The sequence below is a fragment of the Candidatus Ishikawaella capsulata Mpkobe genome, assembly GCF_000828515.1.
In the GTDB taxonomy this organism is placed as follows: domain Bacteria; phylum Pseudomonadota; class Gammaproteobacteria; order Enterobacterales; family Enterobacteriaceae; genus Ishikawella; species Ishikawella capsulata.
The window spans coordinates 165175-179412 of record NZ_AP010872.1 but is presented as its reverse complement, the minus strand read 5'-3'; the positions used below and the strand labels follow the sequence as shown (position 1 = coordinate 179412).

The 14238-nt window shown below is 28.1% G+C and carries 9 protein-coding genes and 1 pseudogene; 7 read left to right on the top strand and 3 right to left on the bottom strand.

Going from position 1 to position 14238, the window contains the following annotated elements; translation table 11 throughout:
- Nucleotides 1–799 precede the first annotated feature (799 nt).
- On the bottom strand, nucleotides 800–1057 hold the full coding sequence (locus ICMP_RS00720) for an FAD assembly factor SdhE (RefSeq protein ID WP_041068831.1): 258 nt from the start codon (nucleotides 1055–1057) through the stop codon (nucleotides 800–802).
- Nucleotides 1058–1143: 86 nt separating this feature from the next.
- Between ICMP_RS00720 and ygfZ the strand changes: the two genes are divergently transcribed.
- Both ygfZ and tusA read left to right on the top strand, forming a co-directional pair.
- Entirely contained in the window at nucleotides 1144–2136 is a 993-nt protein-coding gene (ygfZ, locus tag ICMP_RS00715; protein ID WP_041068828.1) for a tRNA-modifying protein YgfZ, read from the top strand.
- A gap of 82 nt (nucleotides 2137–2218) precedes the next feature.
- Nucleotides 2219–2470, top strand: coding sequence for a sulfurtransferase TusA (gene tusA / locus ICMP_RS00710; protein WP_041068825.1), 252 nt, complete (start codon nucleotides 2219–2221; stop codon nucleotides 2468–2470).
- Between the two features lie 80 nt (nucleotides 2471–2550).
- Here tusA and rsmD read toward each other — a convergent pair whose 3' ends face one another.
- Nucleotides 2551–3135, bottom strand: a complete 585-nt coding sequence (gene rsmD / locus ICMP_RS00705; RefSeq protein WP_041068822.1) for a 16S rRNA (guanine(966)-N(2))-methyltransferase RsmD — start codon at nucleotides 3133–3135, stop codon at nucleotides 2551–2553.
- Between the two features lie 86 nt (nucleotides 3136–3221).
- On the opposite strand from rsmD, the pseudogene ftsY reads away from it, so the two are divergent.
- Nucleotides 3222–4163 (top strand): annotated as a pseudogene (gene ftsY, locus ICMP_RS00700) (signal recognition particle-docking protein FtsY); the annotation flags it as partial.
- A 272-nt stretch (nucleotides 4164–4435) separates the two neighbouring features.
- Nucleotides 4436–5302 (top strand): RNA polymerase sigma factor RpoH, encoded by an 867-nt coding sequence (gene rpoH / locus ICMP_RS00695; protein WP_041068819.1) that lies wholly within the window; start codon nucleotides 4436–4438, stop codon nucleotides 5300–5302.
- Between the two features lie 72 nt (nucleotides 5303–5374).
- Here rpoH and ICMP_RS00690 read toward each other — a convergent pair whose 3' ends face one another.
- Nucleotides 5375–5965 carry a YhgN family NAAT transporter gene (locus ICMP_RS00690; RefSeq protein ID WP_041068816.1) on the bottom strand — a complete coding sequence of 197 codons (591 nt, stop codon included), beginning with the start codon at nucleotides 5963–5965 and terminating at the stop codon, nucleotides 5375–5377.
- Between the two features lie 204 nt (nucleotides 5966–6169).
- Here ICMP_RS00690 and asd point away from each other — a divergent pair, with 204 nt between their 5' ends.
- The 3 genes from asd (at nucleotide 6170) to recB (ending at nucleotide 14238) form a co-directional block, all read left to right on the top strand.
- On the top strand, nucleotides 6170–7282 hold the full coding sequence (asd, locus tag ICMP_RS00685; protein WP_041068813.1) for an aspartate-semialdehyde dehydrogenase: 1113 nt from the start codon (nucleotides 6170–6172) through the stop codon (nucleotides 7280–7282).
- Between the two features lie 117 nt (nucleotides 7283–7399).
- Entirely contained in the window at nucleotides 7400–10672 is a 3273-nt protein-coding gene (gene recC / locus ICMP_RS00680) for an exodeoxyribonuclease V subunit gamma (RefSeq protein WP_041068810.1), read from the top strand.
- A 20-nt stretch (nucleotides 10673–10692) separates the two neighbouring features.
- Nucleotides 10693–14238 (top strand): exodeoxyribonuclease V subunit beta, encoded by a 3546-nt coding sequence (recB, locus tag ICMP_RS00675; protein WP_041068808.1) that lies wholly within the window; start codon nucleotides 10693–10695, stop codon nucleotides 14236–14238.

Genomic DNA, 14238 nt, shown 5'->3' with positions numbered 1-14238 from the left:
TTATTATAAAATTGGTTGATACATAATTTATATTTATATACTGATTTAATTTAACATCATTAATTTTATTCTTTAGCCAATAATTGGTATCTATATTAACAATAATACCTTCTATTAATAGACCAAAATATTAAAAAAATTTTAGAACGTTGAAATAATATTCATTAACTAACTATTATTGTAATTTTAATTTACCATTAAATTTTTGTTCTGTAATTTAATATATAATTAAGATTATGGTAATTCACCATAGGACCATGCAACATTTTCTAAAATATTTGCGTGTATATGTTTATTTAATATATATAATACCCTATCCTTTTAAAGGATGATAGGTTCCAGGTTCCTGAGGAAGTAAAATTATTACCCTACGTTAAAAATAGGTCTTTAATCTTGAGGCAAGAATACTATTCCATGTTGCTAATCTGGATGATAAAATCATATAATTAATATTAATAATATCTTGATACCGTTTACTTTTTCCAAAGCCTTAAATGCATCTAATTAAGTAGCTTATCAATACCTTTTAATTGAAAATATTGCAATAAATATTGAGTGCTATACTGGAGTTGCGAAAAATCATCTATACCACGATTACTATATAAAAATGGAGGAATATCGTGAGGTAATTGATTGAATATTGATATATTATATCTACATTTTTGCATTTTTTATGATTTTAGTAATCAAATTAACATTGAAGAATATTCAATTATTAAAGGTAATATAATTAAAAATATTAGTAATTATATAAAATTAGTTGGTTGTAATTTATTGTAAATAACCCTATGTAAAATATTTATATATAATACAAACTATTGTTTTGGTGAATTAGTTGTATTATGTGTTGTAGTTTTATATTCTGAGGTTTGTGGCGATTAATAATCCAGTTAAAAAGGTCAATATCATCGCATTTTAATAATTCGATAAATAATTTTTGTTGATGATAACTAATATGATCATATTTTTTTTTAAAAAAACGCATAATAATAATATCTAATTCTAACATACCTCTTCGGCACGCCCATAAAATACGGGATTTTTCATTATTTTTCATAATATTTATTTTTGCAATATCATAATATATATATCCCATTTAATATTAAAATATTATTAAATACTGAATTTTTTAAGGATATTATAATGTTTAGTTTTGCTATATCACAACATTTACCTCTACCTTCTAGTGAATTAATTCTCACTATGATTTTGCTAGAAGATTGGTCTATAGTTTCTATCGCAGGAGAGGATAGTGAACAATATCTTCAAAGTCAGCTGACTTTAGATATTTTTCACTTAGATAAAAAACAACCGCATATTGCAGCACATTGTAATCCTAAAGGTAAAATGTGGAGTAATTTATTATTATTTTATAATAACCACGAGTATTATTACCTAATACGGAGCAATATAAAAAATATTCAAGTTGAGGAATTAAAAAAATATGCTGTATTTTCTAGAGTGACTATTACTTCTCGTGATGAAAAAGTATTAATTGGTATAGTTGGTATTCAAGCACGTGAAGCTTTATCGGAATTATTTGAAAAATTACCCGATATGAATAACTCAGTTATCAATCAGGATGATACTATATTACTTAGGATTACTCAACCTAAAGAACGTTTTATTATAGTAACTAATAATGAAATGGCTAAAAAATTATATAAAAAATTAAAAGAAAAAAGAGCTCATACCAGTAATAGTAGTCAGTGGCTAGCTTTAGAAATAGAGGCAGGTATTCCAATCATAGATGCACCGAGTAGTGGAAAATTCATTCCCCAAGCAACTAATATGCAAGCTTTAAATGCTATTAGCTTTAAAAAAGGTTGTTATATAGGTCAAGAAATTATAGCTAAATCTAAATACAGGGGAACAAATAAATTTTCTTTGTACTGGTTAGTAGGTTATGCAACAAATTTACCTATGTGTAATGATTGTCTAGAAATAAAAAAGGCAAATAATTGGCGGCGTACAGGAAATGTACTAAATAGTGTAAAATTAGCAAATTCCAATATATGGGTACAAGCTGTATTAAATAATAATTTATTTAAAAATAGTGTGCTTCGTGTAGAGAACGATGAAAAAAGTTACTTAAGGATCAATTCTTTACCGTATTCTAATAAAATAGATCAATAATTTTTATTAGAATAAGTGACTTTATAAAGGAATAGAAGAAAATCGATATTTAATATAAATTTAATGATAGAATGAGTAAAATATGGATAATGATTGTAATCATCCCAATTATACATTAGATTCTTTAGGATTACGTTGTCCCGAACCTATAATGATGATACGTAGAATTATAAAAGATATGCAAAAAGGAGAAATTTTATTAGTTATTGCGGATGATCCAGCTACTAAAAGAGATATTCCAAATTTTTGTATATTTATGGAACATATTCTCATAAAGCAGGATATACAATCAATTCCTTATAAATATTTTATAAAAAAAAATAATAATATTTAATATTATTAATATGATAAATTTGATATAGCTATAACATTGCCAATGTTTAGATGTTATATTTTATATATGTTAACCATATATTATGGATGCCGAAAATATAAACGATAAGCAATGTTCGAAGTCTTCTTTTCTTTATATAAATTCCAAACAGATGGTACTTTTAGTGAATAATAAGTGGATTGAGTTTCAACATAAATAAATGCTTCCTGGGATAACCAGTTATTTTTTTCTAAAAGTAAAAAAGTTTTTTGTAATAAGTCACTATGAAATGGTGGATCTATAAAAACTATATCATAAGGTTCACCTGTTTTTTTTAACCAATTCAAAGCATTTATTTGAATTAATTCACTTTGAGTAGCGCATAAAGTGTTAATATTTTTCCTCAATTGTTTAGCTACTTTATGGTTTATTTCTAAAAATGTTACTTGTGATGCATTCCGTGATAATGACTCCAATCCCAAAACACCAGTACCAGCAAAACAATCTAGACATCTCGCTTGATTAATTTTATTAGTCAACCAGTTGAATAAAGTTTCTCGGGCTATGCTAGTAGTAGGACGCAATCCATTATGTTTAATAACTGAAATATTACGTCTTTTCCATTTACCTCCAATAATACGAATTTTTCCTGGTGCGTTATTAATATTATTAAATATTTTATGCATTATGCAATTTTAATCTTTTTTATTAATATAAACTATATATAATTTAAATAAAATGTAAAATACCTAATTGATGGTTAATCATAGCTGAGTGTATTATGCCAAATAATTCTTCAAATAAAGAAAATTTATTTACCCGTATAAAAAAACGTTTAGTGAACACTCATAAAACTTTTTTTTCACTATTCACTGAAAAAACCATTGATGATGATTTATTCAAAAAACTGGAAGAACAATTAATAATTTCTGATATAGGTGTAGAAACGACATATAGTATTATTAATAATCTTACTAAACACGCTACTAAAAGACAATTAAAAAATGCATATGAACTGTATGACATATTAAAATTGGAAATGCAAACAATTTTAGAAAAATCATCAGTCCCGTTACAAATATGTCATCATATACCCTTTATTGTTTTAATGATTGGTGTTAACGGATCAGGAAAAACTACTACCATTGGTAAATTAGCATACGAGTATAAAAAGCAAGGCAAATCAGTTATTTTAGCTGCTGGAGATACTTTTCGTGCAGCTGCTATTGAACAACTTCAGGTATTAGGAAAATACAATGATATTCCAGTAATAGCGCATCATACAGGTGCTGATCCTGCTTCTGTTATTTTTAATGCTATACAAATAGCTAAAATGCGTAGTATCAATATATTAATTGCAGATACTGCTGGTAGATTGCATAATAAATGTCACTTGATGGAAGAATTAAAGAAAATTATTCGTGTTATAAAAAAGTTAGATCCATCAGCTCCGCATGAAATAATACAGACTATTGATGCAAATACTGGGCACAATGCTATTGTGCAAGCAGATGTATTTCATAAAAAAATAGGAGTTAACAGTATTATAATTACCAAATTAGATGGTACAGCAAAAGGTGGGGTAATATTCACAGTATCTGATAGATTGAAAATACCAGTTAGGTATATTGGTACTGGTGAAAAAATCAGCGATTTACAAGAATTTAAAATTAAAGATTTTATTGAAGCTATATTCCCTACAGAACTTATTTAAATTTCTCTATAATAAAATTAAGTAACTTCCAATTCACAATTATACTTATTTATAATGATTTATTAATCAAATCATTAATTATGAATAAATATATTGCTTAAATGCACGATATTAATTACTTTTCAAATATACCTATAATGTTATAAAAAATATTTTTGCTTGTAAAAATAGCTAAAAGTAGCAAAGGTCATTTCGATTTATACTACTTATTGACATAAGTGGATTTTATTTAGAAAAAGTGAAAATATTGACAAATATATGAGGATTTATAAATGACCAAAGAAATGCCAACTTTAGCAATAATATCTCTTGGTAACTTAGAATCCTATATTAAGGCAACTAATATTCTACCAATGTTATCAGCGGAAGAAGAAAAACTACTAGCCGAGCAACTGTATTATCAGGGTGATTTAAATGCAGCCAAAATATTAATTTTATCTCATCTGCGGTTTGTTGTTCATATTGCTCGTAGTTATTCTGGATATGGTTTACCCCAAGCAGATATTATCCAAGAAGGAAGCATTGGCTTAATGAAAGCAGTACGGCGCTTCAATCCTGAGATTGGGGCACGATTAGTTTCTTTTGCAGTATATTGGATAAAAGCAGAAATTCATGAGTATGTATTACGTAATTGGCGTATCGTAAAGGTAGCTACTACTAAAGCTCAACGTAAACTTTTTTTTAATTTAAGAAAAACTAAGCAACGCTTAGGTTGGTTTAATCCAGATGAAGTAGAGATGGTAGCACGAGAATTAGGAGTAACTAGTAAAGATGTATTAGAAATGGAATCACGGATGTCCGCTCAAGATATCACCTTTGATATGATACCTGATGATGAAAACAGTGAAAGTAGAAAAAGTAAATCACCAATTTTATACCTTAAAGATAAATCTTCTGATTTTGCGGATTGTTTAGAGGGAGATAATTGGGATACACATACAGCAGATAAATTAAATAATGCAATTCAAGGTTTAGATCAACGTAGTCAACATATTATTCGATCTCGATGGCTTGAATCAGATAATAAAATTACGTTACAGCAATTAGCTACTTGTTATGGTGTATCTGCAGAACGTGTAAGACAACTAGAACAGAATGCTATGAAAAAACTTCGCATAGCTATTGCAAATAAACTTTAATGCGATCGTTTCGCCCCAATTAAAAACTACATTGATTTTTATTTATATTACATGTATAATAATAGATACGATTCATATCGTTAAGTAGGATCGTATACCATCAAGAAACATTTGAGTGGCTATCATAATTAAAACTAAACCCATTAAACGTTCAAGTGCGTTTACTCCTTTATCTCCCAGTAATCGTAAAAAAAAACTTGATAGTAGTAAAATTACTACTGTGCTGATCCAAGCAACTAATAATGCATAAATTAATTTTTGCATTTGATTGGTATATTGATGGGATAGTAACATCAAAGTAGCTAATAGTGAAGGACCAGCAATGAGAGGAATTGCTAATGGAACAATGAATGGTTCTTCACTATCCAGTAGTATATTAGAAGTATCTGATACCGGAAAAATCATATTTATAGCAATTAAATAAAGAATAATACCTCCTGCTATAGATACTGATTCCGTTTTTAAATTAAGTAATAATAGTATATGTTCTCCTCCAAATAAAAATAATATCATCAATATTAGAGCAATGAACATTTCTCTACATAAAACAATTATCTGACGTGTTCTGTTCAGATTTTTTAATATGGACATAAATACAGGTAAATTTCCTATTGGATCCATTATTAAAAATAATAATATTGTAGTATTAATTATTTTATTCATTTATTTTGTTTATCCTTATTGTTACAATATATCTAGGAATATTTATTTCAATTAAATTATTTAAATAAATATTTTGATAAATGAGCAATTTTTGCTGAATTTTATTGCAGACAGTTACCATTCAAGGTATAGGGGAGGGGTGCAATCAGTAAACTGGCATTAAAAATAGATATCTTGGATTAGCAGAAATAACATAGGAAAATAATGAAAAATGTAGCATTAGTAGGATGGCGTGGTATGGTTGGTTCAGTTTTAATGTCTCGTATGATAGAAGAACATGATTTTGATCATATCAATCCAGTTTTTTTTTCAACTTCTCAGTTGAATCAATCTGCACCAGAATTTTCTGGAAAATCATATGGTGCATTGCAAAATGCCTACGATATAGATTCCCTCAGGCAAATGGATATTGTTATTACTTGTCAGGGGAGTGATTATACTGAAAAGGTATATTCCACACTTCGTAACACTGGTTGGCAGGGTTATTGGATCGATGCTTCTTCTACTTTAAGAATGATGAATGATGCTATAATTGTTCTAGATCCAGTAAATCAATCCTTAATTCATCGAGGATTAGATGAAGGTATTAAGACCTTTGTAGGGGGAAATTGTACAGTAAGTTTGATGCTCATGGCACTAGGCGGTCTTTTTAATAAAAAATTAGTAGATTGGATTTCTGTATCTACCTATCAAGCAGCATCTGGTGGTGGGGCTAATCATATACGTGAATTATTAATGCAAATGGGTGTGCTATACAATTCTGTCTCTACAGAACTACAAGATTCAGCTTCAATAATTTTAAATATTGAACGAAATGTGACTGATTTGGCTAGACGAAAAGACATATTACCCACAAATCATATAGGAACAATTCTAGCAGGCAGTTTAATTCCTTGGATTGATAAGGAAATGCAAAATGGTCAAAGTAGAGAAGAGTGGAAAGGTCAAGTAGAGACTAATAAAATTCTAGGAACCTCTAAAATAATTCCTGTCGATGGTATTTGTGTCCGAGTAAGTTCATTACGATGTCACAGTCAGGCGTTTACTATAAAACTAAATAAGAATATGCCGTTAGAAGATATTAAAGAAATATTGGCATCTCATAATAAATGGGTTAAAGTGATACCAAACAACTATAGATCAACTACAAAGGAATTAACGCCAGTAGCAGTTAGTGGTAGTCTTAGTATACCAATTGGTCGTTTACGTAAGCTGAATATAGGACCTAAATATCTTTCTGCATTCAGTGTAGGAGATCAATTGTTGTGGGGAGCTGCTGAACCATTGAGACGTATGTTACGTTTAATCATTGATTAATGAATCATATACGAGTATCAAATATTAACTACATACAATAATATGAATAAATATTATCCTTCTTTATAAATTATAATTGTATATATAAAAATATTACGCGTACTAAAGTATATTACTATGTTCAAAGTATATCATTCGAATCAACTAGATTTATTAAAAACTTTGATGGCTAACATCATTAATTCTCAACCTTTAAAAGACCCTTTTGAACCAGAAATTATATTAGTACAAAGTAAGGGAATGGAACAATGGTTACAAATAGAATTAGCTAAGGATATAGGGATTTCTGCTAATATAAAATTCATATTACCAGCTAGATTCATTTGGGAAATGTTTTTGTTAATAATACCAGATGTACCAGAAGAAAGTGCTTTTACTAAAAGTCAGATGACTTGGAAGTTAAGAAAAATTTTACCTTACTTACTATCAAAAAATATCTTTACATCATTGAAATACTACCTAACTGATGATAGTAATCAAACTAAGCTATTTCAGCTTAGTTCACGTATTGCTGATATTTTTGATCAATATTTAATTTATCGTCCTGATTGGATAAATCTTTGGGAAGAAGGAAAGAATGTAGAAGGGTTACATAGTAGGCAAGAATGGCAAGGTATACTTTGGAAATACTTGGTAAAATATACACGTAAACTTGGTCAATCAAAATGGCATAGAGCTAATTTATACGATTTTTTTATTAAAACTCTCAAAAATAATAAAATATCTAAAAATTTCCCCAAGAGAATATTTATCTGTGGTATTTCCGCATTACCCCCAATTTATTGGCATATATTTAAAACATTAGGACATTATATGGATGTACATTTACTGTTTACAAATCCATGTCGTGAATATTGGGAAGATATTAAATTAAAACATATCATAGATAAGCAATCCAACACTAAAAATTATTTTCAGCCAGAAAAAATAAATCCCTTACTAGCTTCTTGGGGTAAAATGGGTAGAGAAAATATATGTGTAATTAATCAAATGGATTTGGTAAATGATATAGAAGCTTTTGTAGAAATTAATCCTGATAATCTTTTGCATACTCTACAAGCAGATATCTTAAATCTTGAAGTAATCAAGAAGCAAAGACCACTAAATTCCAACGACACATCGATTACATTCCATTCTTGCCATAGTATTCAACGAGAATTAGAAGTTTTACATGATTATCTACTTACAACGATGGAAGAAGATAGATCAATTGAACCACGTGATATTATCGTTATGGTAACAAATATTGATTCTTATGTACCTTTTATTCAAGCTACATTTGCAAACGCACCTTCTGAACGTTATATCCCCTTTTCCCTTTCTGATCGCCGAGCTATTTCTACCCATCCAATAATACTAGCATTTATGACTTTATTGAATTTGCCTTATAGTCGTTGTACTTCTGAAGAGATTATTAAACTTTTAGAAGTTTCTGCATTTGCAGCAAAATTTTCTATTTCTTCAGAAGATATGCATCTATTACGTCGTTGTATTATAGAATCTGGTATTAGATGGGGATTAGATGATGATAATATCGCTGAGTTATCATTACCTGTTACTGGACAACATACTTGGCATTTTGGATTAAAACGCATGCTATTAGGATATGCATTAGACAGTATAAGTGGCGATTGGCAAGGAATTTTACCTTATGACGAATCAGGAGATAAATTATACAAATTAGTAAATAATCTGGCAGAATTGTTATATAAATTAACTTATTGGCGTAAATATCTATCAAAATCACGTAATTTAAATGATTGGAGATCAACATGTCGTGAAATTATAGATCAATTTTTTATCAGTAATACAGAAATAAATCGTTATTTGCTAATTCTCGAAGAAGAATGGATGGAAATTATATCATATGGAGTTTTAGCACAATATAACAAGGATATTACAATTAGCTTATTACAAGAAGATTTACAAAGGCGCATTAATCAAAAATATATAAAAAATTATTCCTTAACAGATAAAATAAATTTTTGTAGTTTAATGCCTATGCGTACTGTTCCTTTTAAAATAGTATGTTTACTGGGAATGAATGATTCTATATATCCGCGCAGTATTCTACCATTAAGTTTTGATTTAATGCAACAAAAACCTCGTCAAGGAGATCGTAGTCGACGTGATGATGATTGTTATCTTTTCTTAGAGGCGTTAGTATCTACTCAGCAAAAGATGTATATTAGTTATATTGGAAGTTCTATGTATGATAATACAAAAAAATATCCTTCTAAACTTGTTAAAGAACTTCTAGAGTATATTAATTCTAGTTTTTATTTATCTGATCATGCACAATCTGAGTTACAGAATAATTCTATTGATATCACCAAAAAAATTATTCATTTTCACACTAGAATTCCTTTTGCTAAAGAAAACTTCTTATTAACATCATGTTATAATAGTTTTGCTAGTGAGTGGTTAAATGCTGCTCAAGGTTTAGGGTATCCTCCGAAAAATTTTGTTCAAAATTTAACTAAATTTCATATAAAAGAAATAAATATCAATCAACTTTTAAAGTTTTGGTCTCATCCGGTACGTTATTGGTTTAATAGACGGTTAGGTATTAAGTTCTGTTCAATAGATAATCAAGTACCTAATACCGAACCTTTTATTTTACAAGGTATAAATCTTTATCAAATAAAGAAACAAATACTTAATTTTCTAATATTAAATCAAGATATTAATTTGCTTTATAAAAAATATCATACTGCGGGGAATTTACCATATGGTGTATATGGTAAGATTTTGTGGAATATACAACTGGAAAAAATGCAATATATAGCACAAATTGTGAGGAAATATTATAGGGGTAGAGTAGATTTAGATGTTAACTTATTTATTGGTGATATTTTAATAAATGGTTGTATAAAACAAATTCAAAATGACGGGATATTAAGATGGAATTCTAATATACTGAATATCAATGATGGTTTAAGGCTATGGATAGAACATCTTATTTATTGTGCTCTTGGTAAAAAAGGTATTAGTCGTATTTACGGAGACAAAAATACTATTTGGTATTTTGACGCATTACCTCAAAAGATAGCTATTTCAAAATTACAAGAATTTATTAATGGTTATTGCCTAGGGTTAAATAAACCATTGATGTTATTGCATAAAAGTGGAGGAGAGTGGGCATCAACTATTTTTAACAAAAATACTAGATGCATAAAGTTAGATAATCTTACTAAAGACAAAGCTAAAATGAAATTATTAAAAACTTGGCACGGAAACAGTAAAATGCCAGGAGAAAAGAACGATCCATATTTATTTAGAATATGGAGTTCGCTTAATGAAAATAGGATAAAAGAAATTATATATTTTGCTCATAAATGGTATATACCATTACTTCAATCAAATAAATATGAAAAATATAAAAATTAATTTTTCCACTATAATAAATAATGGATAACTTAAAAATTAAGTCTTTAAATTTGCTGAAGTTACCATTGAAAGGAGAGTCTCTAATTGAAGCTTCAGCGGGCACAGGAAAAACTTTTGCCCTTGTCCTACTTTATTTACGCTTATTATTGGGATTAGGAGAGGATGGCAATCCTAATAGACCTCTTAAGGTAACAGAAATTTTAGTGGTAACTTTTACTGATAATGCTACTTCTGAATTGCGATATAGAATTAGTAAAAATATTCATGCATTACGTATGACCTGTCTTAACTATGAGAACAATGTCCAATTTAACGATCTTGTAAAACAAATTCCTAATAGAGAAGAAGCTAACAAATTGCTATTTATAGCAGAACAGCAAATAGACGAAGCCGCTATATTTACTATTCATAGTTTTTGTCAACGTATGCTAAATTTAAATGCTTTTGAATCATGTGTATTATTTGAACGTAAATTCATTGAAAATGACTTGTTTTTGTTACAGCAAGCAACAGCAGATTTTTGGAGAAAAAATTGCTATCATTTGAAAAAAGATATTGCTAGCATTATCTTGAAAGAATGGAATGGACCGGATGCACTTTTAAAAAATATTTTACCATATCTACATTTACGTAATAAGATACCAAATATTAAAGTAAAAGATAATGAAATAAATGATATTCAATTACATCACATATGTACTATCAACTACATTAAAATAATAAAAAATCAATGGATTGCTAATTATACAGAAATAGAAAATATTCTTTTTAATCTAAAAATAGATAAACGAAGTTATAATAGCAGATACTTACCTTTGTGGATTAATAAAATAACAAAATGGGCTAAAAAAGAAACTATAAACTATTTATATCCAAAAGAACTAAAATATTTTAGTCAGGAATTAATCACAAAAAAAATAAAAAAAGGTAGTATATTCTCTCATTCATTATTCATATCAATTGAAAAATTCCTTAAAAAAGATTTATCTATACGTGATATATTTATAAAACAGGCACTAACGTATATTAATAAAACATTATATAAAGAAAAATTGTTACGTTCTGTAATAAGTTTTGATGATTTATTAATACTATTGGATAAAGCATTACATAAGCCGCATGGAGAAATACTTGCAGATAATATTCGTCAAAAATATCCCATTGCACTCATAGATGAATTTCAAGATACTGATCAATTACAGTATCGTATTTTTAAAAAAATTTACTTTAATCAAAAAAATTATGGTTTGATATTAATAGGAGATCCTAAACAAGCAATTTATTCCTTTCGAGGTGCCAATATATTCACTTATATTCTAGCTAGAAATGAACTTAAGTGTTATACCCTAGATACTAATTGGCGTTCGTCTACAGCTATGGTCTTAAGTGTAAACCAATTATTTTCAAGGATAGAATGTCCGTTTTTATTTTCAGTAATTCCTTTTCGTCCTGTGTTATCTGCAGAAGAAAATAAACATCTTCGTTTTGAAATAAATAATGAATTACAACCAGCTATAAAATATTGGTTACAACCAGTAAAAAAAACTAATGTTACTGACTATCAATTTTATATGGCTCATCAATGTGCTGTAAATATTAGCCAATTACTAGAAGGAGCAAAAAACGGAAAAGTATTTATAGGACAGGCTAATAACTTACACATGCTAAAAGCATCAGATATTACAGTATTAGTACGTAACCATAGTGAAGCAGATATTATTATCAATGAACTAAATGCTATAAATATTCCTTCAGCCTACTTTTCTAATAGAAATAGTGTCTATAATACGCACACAGCACGTGAATTACTTTTACTTTTACAGGGGATATTATTTCTGGAACAAGAAAATATTTTTCGCACCGCTTTAGCAACATCTTTATTAGGTTTTGATTCCACTGTATTAGATATAACAAATAAAAATTCACCACATTGGATTTCATTGATAGAAAAATTCATTTTATGGCGAGATATTTGGTATAAAAATGGCATATTTCCTATGCTGCGAAATATAATAAAAGAACAAAAATTAGCAGAAACATTACTAACATTAACAAATGGAAACCGTTACCTCATTAATTTTATGCATTTGAGTGAACTGCTACAAATCGCATCAGTAAATCTAGACTGTCCCATAAAAATATTGAGGTTTTTAGAAAATCAAATTCAACATCCAAATGAACAAGATATCAATCAACAAGTACGCTTAGAAAGCGATCATAATTTAATTCAGATTATTACTATACATAAATCTAAAGGTTTACAGTATCCTTTAGTTTGGTTACCTTTTGCAGCTAACTTCAACAAAGATTTATCCATAAATTCAAAATTTATAGATGATTTTAGTGATCAGAGCATTAATCAAAAAACTTTATCATTAAGAGATAAAGAATTACTTTCAGAAAATTTACGCTTACTCTACGTAGCATTAACGCGATCGATTTATCATTGTAGTGTAGGTATAGCACCTTTAAATCACACAATAAGAAAGAAAACAGAGAATACGGATTTTCACAAAACTGCTATAGGATTTTTATTGCAATATGGTAAAACTGCAGATGATATTAAACTAAAAAATTATCTTTACGAAATGATGGAAAATAACAAGCATATTAAAGTGATTGAAAATACCGTATTAGTAGATAAAACTATATGTCAAAACAAAACATCAGCAGATATCCCTAAATTAAATTTTCGTCATTTTACACGTGATTTAACTAGGATTAGTTATATTAATAGTTATTCTTCTCTACATCAAAATAATAATGATATTACCGAAACAAGATATAATTTTGAAATAACAAACTATAAAATTAAGAATTTTTATATTAGTGATAATCTAACTCCTCATGATTTTCCTAAAGGATCAAAAACTGGAAATTTTTTACATAATTTACTTAATTCACTAGAATTTAATTTATTTCCAGAACAATCATGGTTAGAAAAACGTCTTCAAGAAAGTGGGTATTCTGCTGATAAGTGGATAAGTGTATTGGAGAGTTGGATTTTTAATATCTTAAATGTTTCATTAGGTGTAGATGATATACAATTAAGCAAATTAGAAAGTAAAAATATGTTGAGAGAAATGGAATTTTATATTCCTATTAAAAATCAGATAACAGCTTCTTCTTTAAATAAATTAATACAACATTATGATCCTATTTCTAGGTATGCTCCATCTCTTAATTTTAAACAAATCCAAGGTATGTTAAAAGGATTTATAGATCTAGTATTTTCCTGGAAAGGAAAATATTATATTGTTGATTATAAATCAAATTGGTTAGGCGATAGTGAATATAATTACACTATAGAAACAATTAATCAATCAATGATTGATCACAGATATGATCTTCAATATCAAATATATTGTTTAGCTTTACATCGTTATTTAAAACAGCGATTAAGATATTATAAATATGAATACCATTTCGGTGGAGTATTTTATCTTTTTTTACGTGGAATAGTAGCCACCATTCCCAAAAGTGGTATTTTTACTACAGTCCCTTCTTATGATTTTATCAATAGTTTGGATTCTCTTTTTTTAGAGGACAAGAGCATTTATGAGTGA

What these genes read in the sequence shown, in the direction of transcription:
- ICMP_RS00690 (WP_041068816.1), bottom strand. Translation starts at nt 5,965, where the DNA reads ATGAATAAAATAATTAATACTACAATATTATTATTTTTAATAATGGAT.
- ICMP_RS00720 (WP_041068831.1), bottom strand. Translation starts at nt 1,057, where the DNA reads ATGAAAAATAATGAAAAATCCCGTATTTTATGGGCGTGCCGAAGAGGT.
- rsmD (WP_041068822.1), bottom strand. Translation starts at nt 3,135, where the DNA reads ATGCATAAAATATTTAATAATATTAATAACGCACCAGGAAAAATTCGT.
- recB (WP_041068808.1), top strand. Translation starts at nt 10,693, where the DNA reads ATGGATAACTTAAAAATTAAGTCTTTAAATTTGCTGAAGTTACCATTG.
- asd (WP_041068813.1), top strand. Translation starts at nt 6,170, where the DNA reads ATGAAAAATGTAGCATTAGTAGGATGGCGTGGTATGGTTGGTTCAGTT.
- recC (WP_041068810.1), top strand. Translation starts at nt 7,400, where the DNA reads ATGTTCAAAGTATATCATTCGAATCAACTAGATTTATTAAAAACTTTG.
- ygfZ (WP_041068828.1), top strand. Translation starts at nt 1,144, where the DNA reads ATGTTTAGTTTTGCTATATCACAACATTTACCTCTACCTTCTAGTGAA.
- tusA (WP_041068825.1), top strand. Translation starts at nt 2,219, where the DNA reads ATGGATAATGATTGTAATCATCCCAATTATACATTAGATTCTTTAGGA.
- rpoH (WP_041068819.1), top strand. Translation starts at nt 4,436, where the DNA reads ATGACCAAAGAAATGCCAACTTTAGCAATAATATCTCTTGGTAACTTA.